An 18737-nucleotide genomic window follows, 5' to 3' on the forward strand; every position below is an offset into this window, starting at 1 on the left:
TTTCCACGTAGCTGGCCGTCATCGTTGTCTCCCGCACGCTTGTCTGCATAGCGTAGCACTGCACCCCCTCGGGAGGAGGGCAAAGATGAAGGCGTGCTTTCATCGCCGGACAGCGCCCGAACCAGGCGCCGGCCTCGAACGGCGGCTTGTGGCTGCGCTTGAGGAGGCCAACGTTCGTTGGCCTCCTGAAAGATCCGGTTGGCGAATCGGCAACCGCGAGGATTGTCTAACCGATGTCGAAGCGGCCAAGGTTCATCACCTTGGTCCATGCCGCGACGAAGTCCTTCACGAACTTCTCCTTTGCGTCCGAACTGCCGTAGACCTCGGCCAGCGCGCGCAGCACTGAATTGGAGCCGATGGCCAGGTCCACGCGCGTCGCGCTGCCCTTGGGCTCGCCCGTCTTGCGTTCAACGCCCTCGTACAGGTTGTTCTCGCCGGGCACGGCCTTCCAGGTCGTGTTCAGGTCGAGCAGGCGCACGAAGAACTCGTTGGTCAGCGCGTGCTCCTTCTGGCCGAAGATGCCGTGCTTGGTGGCACCGACGTTGGCGCCCAGCGCGCGCATGCCGCCCACCAGCACCGTCATCTGGGGCGCGGTCAGGGTGAGCAGCTGCGCCTTGTCGATCAGCAGCGCATCGGCGGGAACGTTGAAGTCCTTCTTGAGGTAGTTGCGGAAGCCGTCGGCCACCGGCTCGAGCACCGCCATGGCCTGCACATCGGTCTGCTCCTGCGTCGCGTCCATGCGGCCCGGGGTGAAGGGCACCGTCACCTTGTGACCGGCGTTCTTGGCCCCCTGCTCGACGCCGGCGCAGCCGGCCAGGACGATCAGGTCGGCCAGCGACACCTTCTTGCCGCCCGATTGCGCCTTGTTGAACTCGCCCTGGATTCCTTCCAGCGTCTTGAGCACCTTGGCCAGCCTGGTCGGCTCGTTGACTTCCCAGTCCTTTTGAGGCGCGAGGCGGATGCGGCCGCCGTCGGAGCCGCCCCGCATGTCGGAGCCGCGGAAGGTGGAGGCCGAGGCCCAGGCGGTCAGCACCAGGTCGGACACCGACAGGCCCGAGGCCAGCACCTTGGTCTTGAGCGCCGCGATGTCCTTGTCGTCGACCAGGGGATGGTCGACCTTCGGAATCGGGTCTTGCCAGATCAGCGCTTCGGCGGGCACTTCCGGGCCGAGGTAGCGCGAGCGCGGGCCCATGTCGCGATGCGTCAGCTTGAACCAGGCACGCGCAAACGCGTCGGCAAGCTGCTCGGGGTGCTCGAGGAAGCGCCGCGAGATCTTTTCGTAGGCAGGGTCCAAGCGCAGTGAAAGATCGGTGGTCAGCATGGTGGGCACGCGCTTCTTCGACTTGTCGTGGGCATCCGGAATGTCCGCCGCAGCGCCCTTGGCCTGCCACTGTCCGGCGCCGGCCGGGCTCTTGACCGGTTCCCACTCGAACTTGAACAGGTTCTCGAAGAAGTGGTTGCTCCACTGCGTCGGCGTCTGCGACCACGTGACTTCCAGGCCGCTGCCGATCGCATCGCCGGCGATGCCGCTGGCGTAGGTGCTCTTCCAGCCCATGCCCATCTCCTCCAGATCGGCCGCTTCCGGGGCCGAGCCGACGAGGTCTGCCGGGCCGGCGCCGTGGGTCTTGCCGAAGGTGTGGCCGCCGGCGATCAGGGCGACGGTTTCCTCGTCGTTCATCGCCATGCGGGCGAAGGTTTCGCGGATGTCCCTGGCCGCCGAGACCGGGTCCGCGTTGCCGTTCGGGCCTTCCGGGTTGACGTAGATCAGGCCCATTTGCACCGCGGCGAGCGGGTTTTCCAGGTCGCGGTCGCCGGTGTAGCGCTTGTCCTCCAGCCACGTCGTCTCTTTGCCCCAGTAGACGTCCTGGTCGGGCTCCCAGGTGTCCGGGCGGCCGCCGCCGAAGCCGAAGGTCTTGAAGCCCATCGATTCCAGGGCCACGTTGCCGGACAGGATCATCAGGTCGGCCCAGGAGATCTTGCGGCCGTACTTCTGCTTGATCGGCCACAGCAGTCGGCGCGCCTTGTCGAGGTTGACGTTGTCGGGCCAGCTGTTGAGCGGCGCAAAGCRCTGCTGGCCCCGGCCGCCGCCGCCACGCCCGTCGCCGGTCCGATAGGTACCGGCGCTGTGCCAGGCCATACGGATGAACAGAGGGCCGTAGTGGCCGAAGTCCGCCGGCCACCAGTCCTGCGAGTCCGTCATCAGCGCACGCAGATCCTTCTTCAGCGCCTCGTAGTCGAGGCTCTTGAACTCCTTCGTGTAGTCGAAGTCCTCGCCCATCGGATCGGACTTGGAGGAATGCTGGTTTAGCAAGTCCACCCGCAACTGGTTGGGCCACCAGTCACGATTGACAGGGCCGCGGGTCACCGCATGGTGGAAGGGGCACTGGGCTTCCGCTTGTGTCTGGCTCATGGTGAATCTCCGGTTTTTTGACGAGATCTCTGCATTCTGGATGCCGCACGGACGAACAGGGAAAAGGCTTTGCCTATGACGCTCATAGGATTGTCACGTTGACGGACCGTGGTCGCAACAACGGGTTGTAACCCCGGGCTGCGACCCGCGCCCAACCCCGCACCCCTTGTCGCCCCGGCGCAGGGGGATTCCTGTGTTCACAGACCCCTAGTGCGCCGCTTCGATCCGGATCACGGTGAACTTGCCTTCGACCCTCTCGGCCCGGAACCGGACCTTCTCGCCGACCTGGGCCTTGTCGAGCAGGGTCTCGTCGGTCACGTGGAAAACCATGGTCATGCCCGGCATGTCGAGGTTCTTGAGCGTGCCGTGCTTGATCGTGAGCTTCTTGCCGGCCTTGTCGATCTTGCGAATCTCGCCTTCGGAGAGTTCCGATGCGTCGCCGGACTCGGCGGCCGCGCCGGCGGCGGCCTGAACGGGCGTGCCGGACTGGGCGCTGGCCGCCCCGGCGACCGTGAGTGCTGCAACGAATGCCGTGAAGGCGATGCGAATATGGATCATGGGATGCCCCTGAAGTGGATTGGAAGGTGGGAGAGAGCCGGACCGGATGTCCGGCGGATGGAGGGCGCGACTCACTTTCGCTCGGCCTTGCCGGCCGATCTGGCGACGCTCACGACGCCCTTCATGCCCATGTCGTAGTGGCCCGGCTGCAGGCACCCGAAGTCGACCTTGCCGGCCTTGGTGAACTGCCACACCACCTCGCCGGTCTTGCCTGCCGCGAGGGTCACCATGTTCGGATCGGCGTGCTCCATCTCCGGGTTCTTCTTCATGGCTTCGTAGTGTTCCTTGAGTTCCTGCTCGGTGCCGAGGACGAATTCGTGCTTCAGAACGCCGGAGTTCCTGATGACGAAGCGCACCGTCTCGCCCTGCTTGACGGTGATGTCGGCAGGCGTGAAACGCATGGCGTCCGTCATGTCGACATGGATCGTGCGGGTGGCCTTGGCGGCCACGCCGGGCTTGCCGATCGCCTGGTCGGCGTCATGGCCATGGCCGCCGGCATGGGTGCCCGACGCCGAAGCGGCCACGGCAGCCAAGGCGAGCAGCGCGGCGAGGGAGGTGTTGCGCAGTGATGGCTTCATAGGTTCATTTCTTGTGAGGAGGGAGGATAGGAATCAGTGGCCGGAGTGGCCGCCGGCAGGCTTGCGAATCTGGACTTCGATGTTCTTGGCGGGCATGTTGTTGGCGGGCATCGCAGCCGCGCCGGCGCCGCGTTGCCGCGGCGCCTCGGGCGGTGGGCTGCCCAGTTCGTAGGCGACCGTGCCCTTCGGATGCTTGAACCAGCCGGGGTTGCTGTAGTCGCCGGGCTTCTGGCCCTTGCGTACCTTCAGGACGCTGAACATGCCGCCCATCTCGACCGAGCCGAACGGGCCTTCGCCCGTCATCATTCGCGCGGTGTTGTCGGGGATCGGCATCTCCATCTCGGCCATGTCCGCCATGCCGCGCTCGCCCATCACCATGTAGTCGGGCACCAGGTCCGCGATCTGCCGGGTGATGTCCTTGTGGTCGACGCCGATCAGGGTGGGAACGTCGTGGCCCATGGCGTTCATGGTGTGATGGCTCTTGTGGCAGTGGAAGGCCCAGTCGCCCTCCTCGTCGGCCAGGAACTCGATCTGCCGCATCTGGCCGACCGCCACATCGGTCGTGACTTCGTACATGCGGGTGCTCTTCGGCGTGGGCCCGCCGTCCGTTCCGGTGACCAGGAACTCGTGCCCGTGGAGGTGCATCGGGTGATTCGTCATCGTCAGGTTGCCGATCCGGATGCGCACCTTGTCGTTGAGCCGGACGTTGAGCGAGTCGATGCCGGGGAAGATCCGGCTGTTCCAGGACCAGAGGTTGAAGTCCAGCATCGTCATGATCTTGGGCGTGGCGCTGCCGGGCTCCACGTCGTAGGCATTGAGCAGGAACACGAAGTCGCGGTCGACCTTGTCGATCAGCGGGTGTTCGCCCTTCGGATGCGTCACCCAGAAGCCCATCATCCCCATCGCCATCTGCACCATCTCGTCCGCATGCGGGTGGTACATGAAGGTGCCCGGGCGGCGCGCCACGAATTCGTAGACGAAGGTCTTGCCTGGCCGGATGGCCGGCTGGGTCAGGCCCGTGACGCCGTCCATGCCGTTGGGCAAACGCTGCCCGTGCCAGTGGATGCTGGTGTGCTCGGGCAGCTTGTTGGTCACGAAGACCCGGACCCGGTCGCCTTCCACGACTTCGATGGTCGGGCCCGGCGACTGGCCGTTGTAGCCCCACAGGTTGGCCTTGAAGCCGGGCGCCATTTCGCGCACCACGGGCTCGGCCACCAGGTGGAACTCCTTGACGCCGTTGTTCATGCGCCAGGGCAAGGTCCAGCCGTTGAGCGTGACCACCGGGTTGTACGGCCGTCCGCTCGGGGGCGCGAGCGGCGGCATGGTGTCGGGCGTCGTCTGGAGCACGGGCTCGGGCAAGGCGGCCATGGCCACCTTGCCGACGCTCGCGGCCGCGATGGCGCCCGTGATGGCGCCCGCACCGCCTAGGAAACTGCGTCTGTTTGTCATGTCGTTCATCGATCGATGTGTCGTCGGGTTCGGGTCGCGCTCAATGCGCGGCGCCGGAGGCGGAGGCAGCCCCGGCGCCGGCCATGGGTGCCCCGGCGGCGGTCGGCTTGCCGATGACCGAGGCGGCCAGGGCGGCGTCCGCGAGCCAGAACTGCTGCTGGGCGTTGATGGCGTTGATCACGCTCGTGACCTGGTCGCGCGCTTCGGCCAGCAGCTCGAAGACGCCGATCAGCATGCCGTTGTAGCGAAGGACGTTCTCGTCGGCCATGGCCTGGCGCAGCGGCACGATCTCGTCGCGGTAATGCCGGGCGATGTCGTAGGCGGTGCGGTAGGCCGAGTAGCCCTCGCGCAGTTGCGAGGACGCGCCGCGCACGGTGGCGTCGTAGCGGTTGGCGGCGGCCAGGGACTGTGCATTCAGCGCATCGCGCTGTGCCGTTCCCCAGTCGATCAGGGGCAGCCGGATGTCGAGCTCGTAGCCGCGCCGGGTGCTCTTCGTGCCTTCCGCGTTGTCGAACACGGTGTCGTGGCGGCCGCTGAGCTCGACGTCGGTGAAGGTCGACAGCAAGTTGATCCCTTGCGACTGGCCCGCGACGTCGAGCTGGGCGCGAGCGACCTGAACGTCGAGGCGCTGCTCGGTCGCGGTGGCCGCGACTTCCTTCGCCTCGCGCGGCGCTTTCGGCAGGTCGGGAAGCCGCTCGGGCAAGACGAGCCCGGCGGCCTGGGCATCGTCCAGCCCCAAGGCACGAACCAGCTCTTCGCGCGTCGCGATGGCGGCGTGTTGCGCCGCGGCAAGCTGGGTGGTGGCGTCGGCATAGAAGACCTGCTGGCGTGCGCGCTGGAGCTTGCTGAAGTTGCCGACCAGCTGCATCCGGCGCGCGAGCTCGGCACTGGCCTGGGCCGACCGATGGACCTGTTCGGCGTACTGGCGCATCTGCTGCGCGGCGACGGCGCGGACCCAGGCCTGCTTGACCTGCGTGACCTGGTCGACCACGGTGGCGGTGAGCTGGACCTTGGCCTGGTTCGCCTGGCTCTTGGAAATCGTCAGCCGCCGCGGCAGCAGGATGAGATCCAGGAGTCCGAAGGACAGCAGACGGCCCAGTTCGAGTTCGCTGTTCAGCGTCATGCGCTCGAACGTGAAGATCGGGTTGGGCATCCGGCCCGTCTGGTTGGCTGCGGCGATGTCGGCCCAGCTCCGGGCGACCAGGGCCTGGACCGCCGGACTGTTGGCCAGCGCGACCTGGACCGCATCGTTCTGCGACAGCGGCCGGGACAGCAGTTCCTGCGTCAGCGCCGAGCGGCGGTCACGCTGCTCCTGGGTGCGGCTGAGTTCCAGCTTGCCCTGGGTGAAGGGTTGGGCACGGGCGTTGGTTTCCTGCAAGGCGTCGTCGATGCTCACCGAGGCGCAGCCGGCAAGGAAGACGACCGCGGCAGCGACGGTCGTCAAGCGCAAGGCGCGCATCATGGCGGGTCCTTTTTCACCGGCGCTGCCGGCGTGCCGTGCATCGGCATCGCGTGGCCCGGCTGCGCGGCGGCCGCACCCTGGGGCGATCCGGTCTCGGCGGGGCGGGTGTCGTTCGACGCTTCCTTGGCATAGGCCTGCCACCCGCCGCGGCGCTGGACGGTGTCGTTGGCCTTCTTCCAGGGGATGGGTTTTTCATCGGCGAAGGACTGGTAGCCCTCGAACGCGGACTTGTAGCTCAGGGTCGGTGGCGCCGCGCTGGGGGCCGTGCCGGAAGGCGCGGGCGCGGGTTGCGCCATGGCGGCCAGCGCCGCCATGACGGGTAATACGGCCAGCCAACGGGCCGGCGATGAAGGGAACATGGAGTCCTCGCAAGTGCATGAACGGTGTGCGTCGGAGCCACCCGGAATGGGCAGGACGCAGGCGATGCATGAGCGTTCGCGCCGGCCCGTGACACCAGGGCCACAGGCGAGCGAACGCGCTAGGCGCGAGGAGGCTTGTCGAGAACGCGCGGCGCGAGCGTGGCCATGGTGACGGCCGGCTCCGCCAGATCGGCGTGGGGCAGGTCGTGGAACACGGCCAGCTGCAGGGTGCTGGTCAGCGCGGTGGCATGGCACGCGCCGCAGGTGCTGCACTTGTGCTGGGTGTCTTGCGCCGCGCTGACGCTCTGGCCGCCGTCGTCGTTCGCGGGCGGCTTGGCTTCCTGGTGCGGGTGGCCATGGCCGTCACCGTGCGGGTGCTGGGCATGGTCGTGCGCCACGGAAGGCTCGGCGGACACCGCGGCCGTCGCACCGGCATGCCCCGGCCCGCAGTAGAGCATGGCTGCCGCCGCGTACCCCTGGAAGGGCACGGCGATCATCATGATCCAAAGGACGAGCAGGCGAACCCGGTGCATGCCGCGCATTCTAATTGCTTCGGTGCCTGGGGCCGGTCGAGAAGCCGTGGTCGTCGGGTGACTTGTGCATGCCGGCACTCTAGGAAGCCAGTCCGGCATTCGCCGGACTGCCGGATTACAAAGAAGTAATCCTTGTGACCATGCGTGCGCCGTAACATCCGGCGATGCGAATCCTGGTCATCGAAGACGAACACAAGCTGGGCGACTACCTCGTCAAGGGACTCTCCGAAAGCGGCTTCACGGTCGATCTGGCGCGCACCGGCACCGAGGGGCGCAACCTGGCGCTCGACGGCGACTACCACCTGCTGGTACTGGACGTGATGCTCCCGGGCATCGACGGCTTCGCGGTGCTGGATGCCGTGCGCAAGTCCAAGTCGATGCCGGTCCTGATGCTGACGGCTCGCGACGAGGTGGCCGACCGGGTGCGCGGACTGCAAAGCGGCGCGGACGACTACCTCGCGAAGCCCTTCGCTTTCTCGGAATTGCTCGCCCGAATCCAGGCACTCCTGCGGCGTGGAAAGCTGCACGAGATGTCGAGCTACGTGCTCAAGGACCTGAGCCTCGACGTGCTCTCGCGCAAGGCTTCGCGCCACGGGCAACGTCTCGATCTGACCGCCAAGGAGTTCGCGTTGCTGACCCTGCTGATGCGCCGCCAGGGCCATGTGCTGTCCCGCACGCAACTGGCCGAGCAGGTGTGGGACATGAACTTCGACAGCGACACCAATCTGGTGGAAGTCGCCATCCGGCGGCTGCGCGGCAAGATCGATGATCCCTTCGACGAGAAGCTGCTGCACACGGTGCGCGGCATGGGGTACGTGCTGGAGAGCCGGCAAGGCGGCTTGCCGTGAATGCGAGCTCCATTCAGGCGGCGCTGTCGCGCTGGTTCGCGGTCCAGGCACTGCTCGGATTGAGCCTGGTCTGTGCCGCGATCTACGCCGTGACCGCCTGGAGCTTCCAGTTGAAGCAGGCCAGCGAGTTCGAACGGCAGTCCGAACTGATCCGGCATCTGATCGAGGAGTCTCGCAGCGAGACGGGCCGGGACGGCCTGCGTCACAAGCTGGACGACTTCTTTCTGACGCACTCGGAGATCAGCCTCGTGCTGCGCCAAGGCAGCGAGATCGTCTACGCGACCACGCCCAGCCGCGCCTCGGCGCGCTGGCTGTGGATGCCCGCCGACGAGCAGAAGATCCAGTCCGGCGATGCCGTCATGCATCTGCGACTGGGCATCGATGTCCAGGACGACGCCCGGTTGCTGGCCCGGCTCGCCTGGACCTTGCTGGGCGCGGTCGTCCTCGGTTCCATGCTCATCGCCTCGACCGGCGCGATGCTGGTGCGCCGGGGGCTGAAGCCCTTGAAGAGCCTGGTGGAACAGACGGCGGCCACCGGCCCCGCACATCCGGGCCGGCGCATCGATCCATCGCCCTACGCCTCGGAAATCGCGCCCTGGGTGGCGCAGTTCAACGCGGTGCTCGATCGGGCCGAACAAGCCTATCAGCAACTCGAAGCGTTCAACGCCGATGTGGCGCACGAACTGCGCACGCCTCTGGCCAATCTGATCGGGATGGTGGAGGTCGAGCTGGCCCGGCCGAGATCGGCCGACGAACTGCGGGAAGCGCTGCTGTCGGCACTGGAAGAGGCGCGGCGCGTCTCCACGATCGTGACCGACATGCTCTTCCTCACCCAGGCGGACCGGGGCGCCGTCGCGCGCCGCCTGGCGCCGGTCAGTCTCGCCGAACAGGTGCGCACCGTGCTGGATTTTCACGAGGCCACGCTCGAAGTCGCGGGACTGCGCGTGCATGTGGCCGGCGACGCGCAGGTCGGCATCGACACCGGGCTGGTGCGCCGGGCGCTCTCGAACCTGCTGAGCAATGCCAGCCGGTATGCGACGCCCGGCTCCACGATCGCGGTGGCGATCGAAGCGCAGCCGGGCAGCGTCTGGGTCAGGGTTGCCAACCGGGGGCAGCCGGTCGCGGCCGATGAGTTGCCCCATCTTTTCAAGCGCTTCTTCCGGGCGGAGCGGTCTCGCACCGACTCGTCCGAGCACCATGGGCTCGGCCTCGCCATCGTGGCGGCAATCGCGCGGATGCACGGCGGTCAGACGCGGGCCACGTCGCGATCGGGGGTGACCGAGATCGGTTTCTCCGTGGCGATGCGCGAAGGCTGACATGACGCGACTGTCATCTGGCTGTACGGGAATCCGCGGATCCGCAACCTAGAGTGGGTGAACCGAAAGCGACAAGCTTCTGGTGCTTGTCTCGGCCGGCCACAACGCCACTCTATTTGTCAAAGGATCGAAGATGAACATCTCCCGCAAGCACTCCCTGCTGCTGACCCTCCTGCTCGGCGCGATCGCAGGTCCCGCCTCGGCCGGCAACTATGCGGAGGGCGATCCCCGGCCCGCGCCGCTGACCTCCGCCACGAACCGCGATGCCGTGGCGGCCGACACCCGGGGCTGGCTGCAGAACGCACCGGACCGAGGGTATCCCGAGGGCCACCCGCGCGCCGCGGTGAGCGTCTCCGCCAACAGCCGGGCGATGGTCCAGGCCGACACCCTGATCTGGATGCGTTCGGGACTGGCCGCCGCACAGAACGGCGAAGCCGGCGCCGACATGTCCACGCCCGCGTCCAGGCAAGCCGCCGCCGAGTACGCGCGCCTGCGCAGCGGTGCGGAGGTCGGCGCGCGCGCCGACCGCATCACGCGATAGGGGAACGCGGCGATGTCGCCGATTCGGCGGCCTCACCGGCGGCGGCGGAGGGGGGCGAGTCGATGTCGCGCTTCGTCAGCTTGCCGTCCACGGTCGCGCCGCAATCCATCCGCAACTGCTGGTAGTCGATGTTGCCGGTGACATGTGCATTCGCCTGCAGTTCGACGAAGTGGTCGGCGAACACGTCGCCGACGATCGTTCCGTTGACGACCACGTCGTAACCATGCACGTTGCCGGTGATCGAGCCTCGGTTGCTCAGCACGGGCAGTGTCTGGCTGCCGGTCTTTCCGCTGATGTTGCCCTGCACGTGGCCATCCAAGCGCAGGCCCTCGCTGAATTCAAGGTTGCCGATGAGGCGCACATCGTGCGCGACCAGGGTCGCGAACTTCGCTTGACGGATTCCCGCCGATTTCTTCTTGCCGAACATGGACGATTTCTGATTGAGGAATGGAATGGAATGGGATGCCGCATCGCTCCTGGCGGGCCGCCAGCGCGGGATCGACGACTCAAGGTCGCGTCGCGCGTTGCCCGCGCAAAAAGCGGAGTTCCGTGCCAAGCCGGCTGACTTCCGCAGCGGACTCATCGGCGGCTTTCTGCATGGCGGCGCGCGCGGCCTCTTCCTGCGCCAGCGCCAGCCGAGTGCGCGCCAGTTCCGCCTGAACGAGCTCTTCGGAGGGCGTCGCAACACACGGTCCGATCGGCGCTGCTTCGCGCTGCCCGTGCCACTTCGACACCGCCGCGCCGGCCGCGAGGCATGCCGCGCACACGGTGGCCCACGTCCCTACCCTGGCGGCAATGGATCGAACGGGCCGCAGCGCATAGGCTCGCGTGGCGAGGCGGCTCGAAGCGCGAAAACCGCGCGGATCAGCCATTGGAATTTGCAGCGAACAGTGTCAGGTAGTTGGCCGGATCGATGGGCTCGCCGTTCTCCAGCACCTCGAAATGCAGGTGCGGTCCGGTCGAGCGGCCGGTCGATCCGACGTCGGCGATGTGCTGTCGCGGCATCACCAGATCGCCCTCGCGCGCGACCAGGCGCGATGCGTGCGCGTAACGGGTGACCAGCCGGTTGCCATGATCGATCTCGACCACATTGCCGTAGCCGGGTTTCTGTCCGGAGAAACTCACGCGGCCGCCGGCCGTGGCGAGAATCGGCGTCCCAGTCAGGGCGGCGAGATCGATGCCCGAATGAAAGCTCAGGCGACGGTCGAAGGGATCGATTCGATTCCCGAAGGGCGAGCCAAAGTGGGCGCCATCGACCGGCGAGCGCCCCGGAAGCGCGGCCCAGGCGACCGTGTGCGTGACGGCCTCCTGTTCGAGCCGAACCAGCGCGTCGGCAATGCACTCGACTTGGCGGCGCATACGGCCGACTTCGGCCTGAGCGGGCGCTGCCGTCGCGTCGGCGCAAGGCCGCGGCGGCAAGGCCGGACCGCCTTCGCCATCGTGCGCGGCATGGTCTGCGGAGGTGTTCGACGGGCGGAGCGACGCCTTCGGCGACTTGAGACGTGATTGAAGTCCGCGCAGTTCGCCGACATGCGCAGCCAGACGGGAAAGCCGCGGCTCCATCTGTGCGACCGATGCGTTCAGCTTGCCCAGTTCGTCCACCACATAGGCGCGCGCGGCGCCATGCGCGGCCTGATTGCCCGCCGCTTCGCGCTCGGCCCAATGCGCTCCGACGGCGGCACCCAGTGCGAGCGCGGCGGCCGAAGCCGCCGCTGCAGCAGCGAGGGCGATCGTCACTGCCGCACGACGCGTGACGAAACGGATCGATCCGTTGCTGAGATGACGGCCTGTGCCGAACAAGAATAGGGGGCGTATTCGCATGGAGACAATTTCGAAGATCCGGGGCCATCGCAGCGCCACGCGCGACTCGACCACGGAGGTGGTCGTGCGCGGGGGCGCGAAGGCTCTTGATCTCTGAGTGGAGAACGAGGCGCGCAGCCGCTTCGGCCACGCTTAAGAGGTCCGGTTGCGCCACTTCCATGCGCATTCCGGCGACTCAAGACTCAAGCACTTGGCCGACGGGACAATCCTTGGGGGGGCAGGATTCCGAACGCACAGGCGCTGAAGTTGCTTGACGTTGGCCATTGTCTCTGCTGGCCTCGATGCGTCATATGGGAAAGATCTGAAAGCATCGGACTTGCATCCGACTTCCCGGGGTGATTGGGCGTAGGCGGACTGAAGGGCCTCCGAGTTCGGAGGCAGTTAAAATAGGATCTTCATGCTCCGCTGGCTCGTCACTGCTGTTATTGCGCTCGTGCTGTGTTGCTTCGGCTTCGCCACCGCCGCCGCCCAGAGCGCATCGGGCATGCCTCAGCACGGCTCTGCGCAGGCGCAGGATCTGATGGCGGCCGCGGGCGCACCGGCCGACACCGGGGACGAAACCCCCGGCCACGACGAACAGCGTCACGACTGCAGCGAAATCCTGATCGGCGGCCCGAGCCCGTTCGTCCCGCTGGCCGTGTCGCAGTTGGCGCCGCAACCGCCATCGACGCTCAGGGCATCGCCCTTTCTCGAGCATCCCAAGCGGCCACCCCGCGGCCAGGCCTTCACGCTCTAGGCCCGCTGCACGCGGGGGCCCTGCCCCCCGTTGCCAGCACCCTGCAGCACGACGTTTCGCACGTCACGCTGCGACTCCCTCGGGCGGCGCTTGGCCGCCCCTGATCACAAGAAAGAATCATCGATGCGTCTCACCACCAAAGGCCGCTTCGCAGTCACCGCCATGATCGACGTGGCACTGAACGGGCGCACCGGCCCGGTCAACCTGTCCTCCATCCACCAGCGTCAGCGCATTTCGCTGTCTTATCTGGAACAGCTGTTCGGCAAGCTGCGACGCCAAAAGCTGGTCGAATCGACACGCGGGCCGGGCGGGGGCTATTCGCTCGCCCGAAAGGCCTCGGACATCAGCGTGGCCGAGATCATCCTGTCGATCGACGACGAGGCCGAGCTGAAGGCACGCCCTCAGCGCCCCGATGCGCCGGGCGCCGTGCACCGCTGCACCACCGACGAACTGTGGGATTCGGTGAATCGCCGCGCGGTCGAATTCCTGGAGTCGATCACGCTGCAAAGCCTGGTCGACGAGCAGATCAGCAAGGGCGTGAGGGTGGCCCGCAAGGCCGGCGTGCCGGTGCTGCCCGGTCGCGTGAAGCCACCGCCGGTCAATGCGCCGAACTCGGTGTTCGCGATGGGGGCGCTGCTGGCCAAGCGCTGAGCTGCGCTTCGCCGCGAGCCGCCTGCTGTCTTCCCCTTGAGGGAGCGTGGGGGCGACTCAGGCCGGCGCCGGGCCGCCCCAAGGCGGCCTGCGGCCCCCTCGGGGGGCAGCGACCCACACGAAGTGGGGGAGCGTGGGGGCCATTCAAGCTCTGGCGGCGAACTTCGCGAGCGCGATCAAGCCGACCACCAGCAGCAGCACGAGCACCAGCGCGATGGCGATCATCGGCACCGCGCCTGCCTGGTCGACCCGCTCGTCGGCGTCGGCCCGGCGGCCGCCCAGGCCGATGAGGCCCCAGAGAACGGCACGCAGGTAGCGAAGAAAATTGGACATGGCAGCCTCACGAGAATGCCATCCAATGTGACGCCGAAACGCTGCCGGGTAAAGAATCAGTTCGCCCCGATTCGACCGTCGCAGATGGCGGCGCCGGGGCTTCGTTGACGCCGTCGTTGCGAGGCCGCGTCGGCGAGCCGCGCGTGAGCGGGCAGGCATTCTCGCTCGGGTTCGACGCCCGGCGATGGGATACCCTGTGCGCCCTGCCCGCTTCATGAACGCCGCCGCCCGCCCCGACCCCGATGCCCTGCTCGCGCAACTGCGCGCGGAGGACGAGCGCGCGCGGCGCGGCCGGCTGCGCATCTACTTCGGCGCCAGCGCGGGCGTCGGCAAGACCTGGGCGATGCTCAGCGCGGCGCAGCGCGAGCACGCGGCCGGGCGCGACCTGGTGATCGGCGTGGTCGAGACGCATGGCCGCAGCGAGACCGCGGCGCTGCTGGCCGGCCTCCAGGCGCTGCCCCTGCGCGAGCTGCCCTACCGCGGCCGTACGCTGCGGGAGTTCGACCTCGACGCCGCGCTGGCGCGCCGGCCGGCCGTGCTGCTGGTCGACGAGCTCGCCCACACCAACGCCCCGGGCTCGCGCCACGCCAAGCGCTGGCAGGACGTGCAGGAACTGCTGGCCGCCGGCATCGAGGTCTGGTCGGCGCTCAACGTGCAGCACCTCGAAAGCCTCAACGGCACGGTCGGCGCGATCACCGGCGTGCGCGTGCACGAGAMCGTGCCCGACACCGTGCTCGACGAGGCCGACGAGGTGGTGCTGGTCGACGTCACGCCCGACGAACTGACGGCACGGCTGGCGGCCGGCAAGGTCTACCTGCCGCAGCAGGCCGAGCGCGCGGCGCGCCACTTCTTCCGCAAGGGCAACCTGATCGCGTTGCGCGAGATTGCGCTGCGGCGCACCGCCGAGCATGTGGAGGACGACGTGCGCGGCTGGCGGGTGGAGCAGTCCGGCCCGCGCGGCGACGAGGGGCTGCCGGCCTGGAACACCTCGGGCGCGATCCTGGTGTGCGTCGGCCCGCACGAGGGCGCGGGCCAGACGGTGCGCACCGCGGCCCGGCTGGCGGGCCAGCTCAACGTGCGCTGGCATGCGGCCTACGTCGAGACGCCGCGGCTGCAGCGCCTCGGTGCGAGCCGGCGCGAYCGSATCCTCGCGGTGCTGCAGCTGGCGCAGGCGCTGGGCGCGGAGACGGCGGTGCTGACCGGCGTCGAGGTGGCGCAGGCCCTCGCYGCGCAGGCGCAGCGGCTCAATTGCGCGACGCTGGTGGTGGGCCGCGCCGAACCCGCGCGCGGTTGGCTGCGCGGGTGGCCGCGGCGCGCGCTCACGCGCGAGCTGGCGCGCCAYGCGCCGGGCATCGACATCGTCGAGGTGGCGCGCGCCGASAGCTCGCGCAACCTCGCGCAGCTTCGTCCCACCGCGCGGAGCGACGGCGAGCCGCCCGAAGAGTCCGACCCGCCGCAGGTGCGCTGGCCGGGCTACGCCTGGGCGGCGGCCGTCGGCTTCGCGATCACCCTCGTGGCCACGCCGTTGGCGGGCGTGCTGGAACTCACCAACATCGTGATGCTGTTCCTGCTCGGCGTGGTCGGCGTGGCGCTGCGTTTCGGCCGCGGCCCGGCGGCCTTCGCCGCGATGCTCAACGTGGCCGCCTTCGACTTCTTCTTCGTCACGCCGCGCCTGTCGTTCGCGGTGAGCGACGTGCAGTACCTCGTGACCTTCGCGGTCATGCTCGGCGTCGGCCTGCTGGTGGGCCAGCTCACGGCCGGACTGCGCTTCGCGGCCGGCGTGTCGACCCGCCGCGAGCGGCGTGCGCAGTCGCTGTTCGAGCTCACGCGCGAACTCTCGGCTGCGCTCGAAAGCGCGCAGGTGTCCGCCCTCGGCGCGGCGGCGGTGCGGGGCCATTTCGGCGGCAAGGCGGTGGTGCTGGCGGCGGACGCCAACGACCGGCTGGTCATGCCCGCGCCCGCGCCGCCGGGCTTCGACCCCAGCGTGGCCGACTGGAGCTTCCGCCARGGGCAGCCGGCCGGACTCGCCACCGCCACGCTGGCAGCGCAGCCCTGGCACTACGTGCCGCTGAAGGCGCCGATGCGGGTGCGCGGCGTGCTCGCGCTGGAGCCCGCGCACGCGCGCTGGCTGCGGATTCCCGAAGAGGCGCAGCAGCTCGACACGCTGGCGCGGCAGATCGCCATCGCGCTGGAGCGGGTGCACTACGTCGAGGTGGCGCAGCGGGCGGTGGTCGAGATGGAGTCCGAGCGCCTGCGCAATGCGCTGCTGGGCGCGATCTCGCATGACGTGCGCACGCCGCTGACGGCGTTGATCGCGCTGGCCGAATCGCTGCCCGCACTGCCCGARGGCGCAGCCGGGGCGCATGCGGTGGCGCGCGCGATCGTCGCGCAGGCKCACCAGCTCCATGCGCTGGTCAGCAACCTGCTGGACATGGCGCGGCTCGAGAGCGGCATCGCGGGCGGCGCCGTGAAYCTGCGGCGCGACTGGCAGTCGGTCGAGGAAGTGGTCGGTTCGGCCATYCGYGCRGCGCGGCCCGCACTCGGGGACMTGSAGGTGCGGACKTCGCTGCCGCCCGACCTGCCGCTGGTCGAGTTCGACGCGGTGCTGATCGAGCGCGTGCTGGTCAACCTGCTCGAGAACGCCGCCAAGTACGGGGCGGCGCCGATCGTGGTCGGCGCGAGCGTCACGCCGAGGAGCCTGGTGCTCACGGTGCGCGACCACGGCCCCGGCCTGCCGAACGCCATGCGGGGCCACGAGCAGCAGCTGTTCGACAAGTTCACCCGCGGCCAGGCCGAGTCCGCCACGCCGGGCGTCGGGCTCGGGCTGGCGATCTGCAAGGCGGTGGTGAGCGCGCACGGCGGCGAGATCGCGGCGGCCAACGCATCGGACGGCGGGGCAGAATTCACGGTCACGCTGCCTCGGCGCGAACCGCCCGCGTCGATCGAACCCATCGCCATTTCAGACTGAATCCATGTCCACTCCTGTTGCCATCGTGATCGAGGACGAGCCTCAGATCCGCCGTTTCGTTCGCGGGGCGCTCGAAGCGGAGGGCTGGCAGGTGCACGAGGCCGGCACGCTGCGCGAAGGCCTGGCCGCCGCAGGCACGCGCCAGCCCGACTTGCTGGTACTCGACCTCGGTCTGCCCGATGGCGACGGCGTGTCCCTGATCCGCGACGTGCGCGGCTGGTCGGGCGTGCCGATCATCGTGCTCTCGGCGCGCACCGACGAAGCCGACAAGATCGCCGCGCTGGACGCCGGCGCCGACGACTACCTGACCAAACCCTTCGGCACCGGCGAACTGCTGGCCCGCGTGCGCGCCAACCTGCGCCGGCCGCGAGCCGCGGGCGGCGACGAGCCCGAGGCGCTGTTCCGTTTCGGAGAGGTCGAGGTCGATCGCGGCGCCCGCCTGGTGCGGCGCGCGGGCGCGGAGGTGCATCTGACGCCGACCGAGTACCGGCTGCTGTCGGTGCTGGTGGCGAATGCGGGCCGGGTGCTCACGCAGCGCCAGCTGCTGCGTGAAGTGTGGGGCCCGACCCACGGCGAGCAGAGCCACTATCTGCGCATCTACATGGGGCACTTGCGGCAGAAGCTCGAGGTCGATCCGGCTCAGCCGCAGCATCTGATCACAGAAATTGCGGTGGGGTATCGCCTGGTGGCCTGAGATCTGGAGGGGAGTGGAGGTGTCGCCGGAACCTCAAGTGCGGTATATCAGATGGAAATTGCCTACCACATCCGCACACCCCGAACGTTCCGCCTCATCCATCGCCCACACCCTCTCCCCCGGCCTAGCAAGAAGTTCGTCCCGCCAGGCACCCTCTCCGCCGGTTCATGTTGCGCCATAGGGAATTGAAATTTCACTACCATGGGTGCATGGCGGGACGAACCGCGAAGAGCGCCGCATCGGCTGGCAAGCGCAAAGGAGCACGCATGAGCGAACGAGCCCATCCATGGCCGCACCACCGGCAGGCCGCCGAGGAGTTCCGAAGATGCTGAGACAGCTCAACGAAACCGCTCGGCATGGCCTTGCCGCTGGCGAGGCGCATCGCCCGGAACGCCCGGACTGGACCATCGACCAGGGCTGGTCTTCCTACACCGCGCAGGAGCACGGTGTGTGGAAGACGCTCTTCGAGCGCCAGAGCGCGCTCCTCCCCGGGCGCGCCTGCGACGAGTTTCTCCAGGGCATGAAAGACCTGCCGATCGGCGCCGACCGGATCCCGAACTTCGAGGACCTCTCGGTCGCGCTGATGAAGCGCACCGGCTGGCAGGTGGTCGCGGTGCCAGGGCTCATCCCGGACGACGTGTTCTTCGAGCACCTGGCCCATCGGCGCTTCCCGTCGGGCCGGTTCATCCGCCAGCCGGACCAGCTGGACTACCTGGAAGAGCCGGACGTCTTCCACGACGTGTTCGGCCATGTCCCCATGCTGATGAACCCCGCCATCGCCGACTACATCCAGGCGTACGGAGTAGGCGGGCTGCGCGCCAAGAAACTCGGCGTGCTGGAGCAACTTGCGCGCGTGTACTGGTACACGGTCGAATTCGGCCTGGTGCGACAGCCCGAAGGACTGCGGATCTACGGCGCGGGCATCGCCTCGTCCGCCACGGAGACCGTGTTCTCCGTCGAGGACAGTTCGCCCAACCGGGTGCGCTTCGACCTGGAACGCGTGATGCGAACGCGCTATCGCATCGACGATTTCCAGGAAACCTACTTCGTCCTGGACAGTCTCGACAAGTTGCTGGAGTTGGCACACATCGACTTCGCTCCCCACTACCAGCGCGTGGCGAACATGCCCGAGCACGAACCTGGCGACGTGCTGCCTGGCGACACGGTCATTGCTCGCGGGACCGGCCGCTACCACGCCGCCAAACGCTCCGGGTGACGGGATGAGCGGCTGACGGGCATCTTTGCTGCCGCAGGGCCGAGCCATGTCCAATGGGATGAGGGCGCCTTGCCCAATGGTCTATTGCGCGGCCCCTCGGGGGGTGCCAGAATTTTTGTCCTCTATCCGGCCCATCCATTGACGGGCCAGTTGCCCGTGCGCAGCAGGTCCCGCCTCGACTCCGAGAGGGAAACGCCATGCCAACGCGCCACCGCTCCATGCTCGGCCGCCAGGCGTTGCCGACGGCCGCCATCGCCCTCGCAT

The 18737-nt window shown here is 68.2% G+C and carries 19 protein-coding genes; 8 read left to right on the plus strand and 11 right to left on the minus strand.

The window, feature by feature from the left end; translation table 11 throughout:
* Positions 1-226 precede the first annotated feature (226 nt).
* The 7 genes from katG to AC1D2K_RS10760 all read right to left on the minus strand — a co-directional run bounded on the left by katG (position 227) and on the right by AC1D2K_RS10760 (position 7349).
* Entirely contained in the window at positions 227-2410 is a 2184-nt protein-coding gene (gene katG / locus AC1D2K_RS10730; protein WP_478088709.1) for a catalase/peroxidase HPI, read from the minus strand.
* Between the two features lie 207 nt (positions 2411-2617).
* On the minus strand, positions 2618-2968 hold the full coding sequence (locus AC1D2K_RS10735; RefSeq protein ID WP_478088710.1) for a copper-binding protein: 351 nt from the start codon (positions 2966-2968) through the stop codon (positions 2618-2620).
* A gap of 71 nt (positions 2969-3039) precedes the next feature.
* Complete coding sequence (locus AC1D2K_RS10740; protein WP_478088711.1) at positions 3040-3546, minus strand: cupredoxin domain-containing protein; 507 nt, start codon at positions 3544-3546, stop codon at positions 3040-3042.
* Positions 3547-3579: 33 nt separating this feature from the next.
* Positions 3580-4995, minus strand: coding sequence for a multicopper oxidase family protein (locus AC1D2K_RS10745; protein WP_478088713.1), 1416 nt, complete (start codon positions 4993-4995; stop codon positions 3580-3582).
* Positions 4996-5035: 40 nt separating this feature from the next.
* Positions 5036-6457: a TolC family protein gene (locus AC1D2K_RS10750; RefSeq protein WP_478088714.1), complete on the minus strand. Its 1422-nt coding sequence runs from the start codon at positions 6455-6457 to the stop codon at positions 5036-5038.
* Positions 6454-6816, minus strand: coding sequence for a hypothetical protein (locus tag AC1D2K_RS10755; RefSeq protein ID WP_478088716.1), 363 nt, complete (start codon positions 6814-6816; stop codon positions 6454-6456). The genes AC1D2K_RS10750 and AC1D2K_RS10755 overlap by 4 nt, the downstream gene beginning before the upstream one ends.
* A gap of 119 nt (positions 6817-6935) precedes the next feature.
* Positions 6936-7349, minus strand: coding sequence for a hypothetical protein (locus AC1D2K_RS10760; RefSeq protein ID WP_478088717.1), 414 nt, complete (start codon positions 7347-7349; stop codon positions 6936-6938).
* Positions 7350-7513: 164 nt separating this feature from the next.
* Here AC1D2K_RS10760 and AC1D2K_RS10765 point away from each other — a divergent pair, with 164 nt between their 5' ends.
* The 3 genes from AC1D2K_RS10765 to AC1D2K_RS10775 all read left to right on the plus strand — a co-directional run bounded on the left by AC1D2K_RS10765 (position 7514) and on the right by AC1D2K_RS10775 (position 10054).
* Positions 7514-8197, plus strand: coding sequence for a heavy metal response regulator transcription factor (locus AC1D2K_RS10765; protein WP_478088718.1), 684 nt, complete (start codon positions 7514-7516; stop codon positions 8195-8197).
* On the plus strand, positions 8194-9513 hold the full coding sequence (locus tag AC1D2K_RS10770; RefSeq protein ID WP_478088720.1) for a heavy metal sensor histidine kinase: 1320 nt from the start codon (positions 8194-8196) through the stop codon (positions 9511-9513). The genes AC1D2K_RS10765 and AC1D2K_RS10770 overlap by 4 nt, the downstream gene beginning before the upstream one ends.
* Positions 9514-9646: 133 nt before the next feature.
* Positions 9647-10054, plus strand: a complete 408-nt coding sequence (locus AC1D2K_RS10775) for a hypothetical protein (protein ID WP_478088722.1) — start codon at positions 9647-9649, stop codon at positions 10052-10054.
* Here the strand turns inward: AC1D2K_RS10775 and AC1D2K_RS10780 are convergent.
* The 3 genes from AC1D2K_RS10780 to AC1D2K_RS10790 form a co-directional block, all read right to left on the minus strand.
* Positions 10044-10481, minus strand: a complete 438-nt coding sequence (locus AC1D2K_RS10780; RefSeq protein ID WP_478088724.1) for a bactofilin family protein — start codon at positions 10479-10481, stop codon at positions 10044-10046. The genes AC1D2K_RS10775 and AC1D2K_RS10780 overlap by 11 nt on opposite strands.
* Positions 10482-10560: 79 nt before the next feature.
* A complete protein-coding gene (locus AC1D2K_RS10785; RefSeq protein WP_478088726.1) occupies positions 10561-10926 on the minus strand; it encodes a hypothetical protein in 366 nt (121 codons plus the stop codon).
* A complete protein-coding gene (locus AC1D2K_RS10790) occupies positions 10919-11875 on the minus strand; it encodes a M23 family metallopeptidase (RefSeq protein WP_478088741.1) in 957 nt (318 codons plus the stop codon). The genes AC1D2K_RS10785 and AC1D2K_RS10790 overlap by 8 nt, the downstream gene beginning before the upstream one ends.
* A gap of 397 nt (positions 11876-12272) precedes the next feature.
* On the opposite strand from AC1D2K_RS10790, the gene AC1D2K_RS10795 reads away from it, so the two are divergent.
* Both AC1D2K_RS10795 and AC1D2K_RS10800 read left to right on the plus strand, forming a co-directional pair.
* On the plus strand, positions 12273-12611 hold the full coding sequence (locus tag AC1D2K_RS10795; protein WP_478088729.1) for a hypothetical protein: 339 nt from the start codon (positions 12273-12275) through the stop codon (positions 12609-12611).
* Between the two features lie 123 nt (positions 12612-12734).
* The gene (locus AC1D2K_RS10800; protein WP_478088731.1) at positions 12735-13262 is read left to right on the plus strand and encodes an Rrf2 family transcriptional regulator; all 528 of its coding nucleotides are present in this window, start codon (positions 12735-12737) and stop codon (positions 13260-13262) included.
* A gap of 144 nt (positions 13263-13406) precedes the next feature.
* On the opposite strand, the gene AC1D2K_RS10805 is transcribed toward AC1D2K_RS10800, so the two are convergent.
* Positions 13407-13595 carry a DUF2970 domain-containing protein gene (locus AC1D2K_RS10805; RefSeq protein WP_478088733.1) on the minus strand — a complete coding sequence of 63 codons (189 nt, stop codon included), beginning with the start codon at positions 13593-13595 and terminating at the stop codon, positions 13407-13409.
* A 214-nt stretch (positions 13596-13809) separates the two neighbouring features.
* On the opposite strand from AC1D2K_RS10805, the gene AC1D2K_RS10810 reads away from it, so the two are divergent.
* The 3 genes from AC1D2K_RS10810 to phhA all read left to right on the plus strand — a co-directional run bounded on the left by AC1D2K_RS10810 (position 13810) and on the right by phhA (position 18473).
* Complete coding sequence (locus tag AC1D2K_RS10810) at positions 13810-16563, plus strand: DUF4118 domain-containing protein (protein WP_478088735.1); 2754 nt, start codon at positions 13810-13812, stop codon at positions 16561-16563.
* 4 nt (positions 16564-16567) lie between these two features.
* Positions 16568-17257 (plus strand): two-component system response regulator KdpE, encoded by a 690-nt coding sequence (gene kdpE, locus AC1D2K_RS10815; RefSeq protein WP_478088737.1) that lies wholly within the window; start codon positions 16568-16570, stop codon positions 17255-17257.
* A 325-nt stretch (positions 17258-17582) separates the two neighbouring features.
* Positions 17583-18473, plus strand: a complete 891-nt coding sequence (gene phhA, locus AC1D2K_RS10820) for a phenylalanine 4-monooxygenase (RefSeq protein ID WP_478088739.1) — start codon at positions 17583-17585, stop codon at positions 18471-18473.
* Positions 18474-18737: the final 264 nt, after the last annotated feature.

It is taken from the genome of Variovorax sp. P1_H12_2 (genome assembly GCF_056405335.1).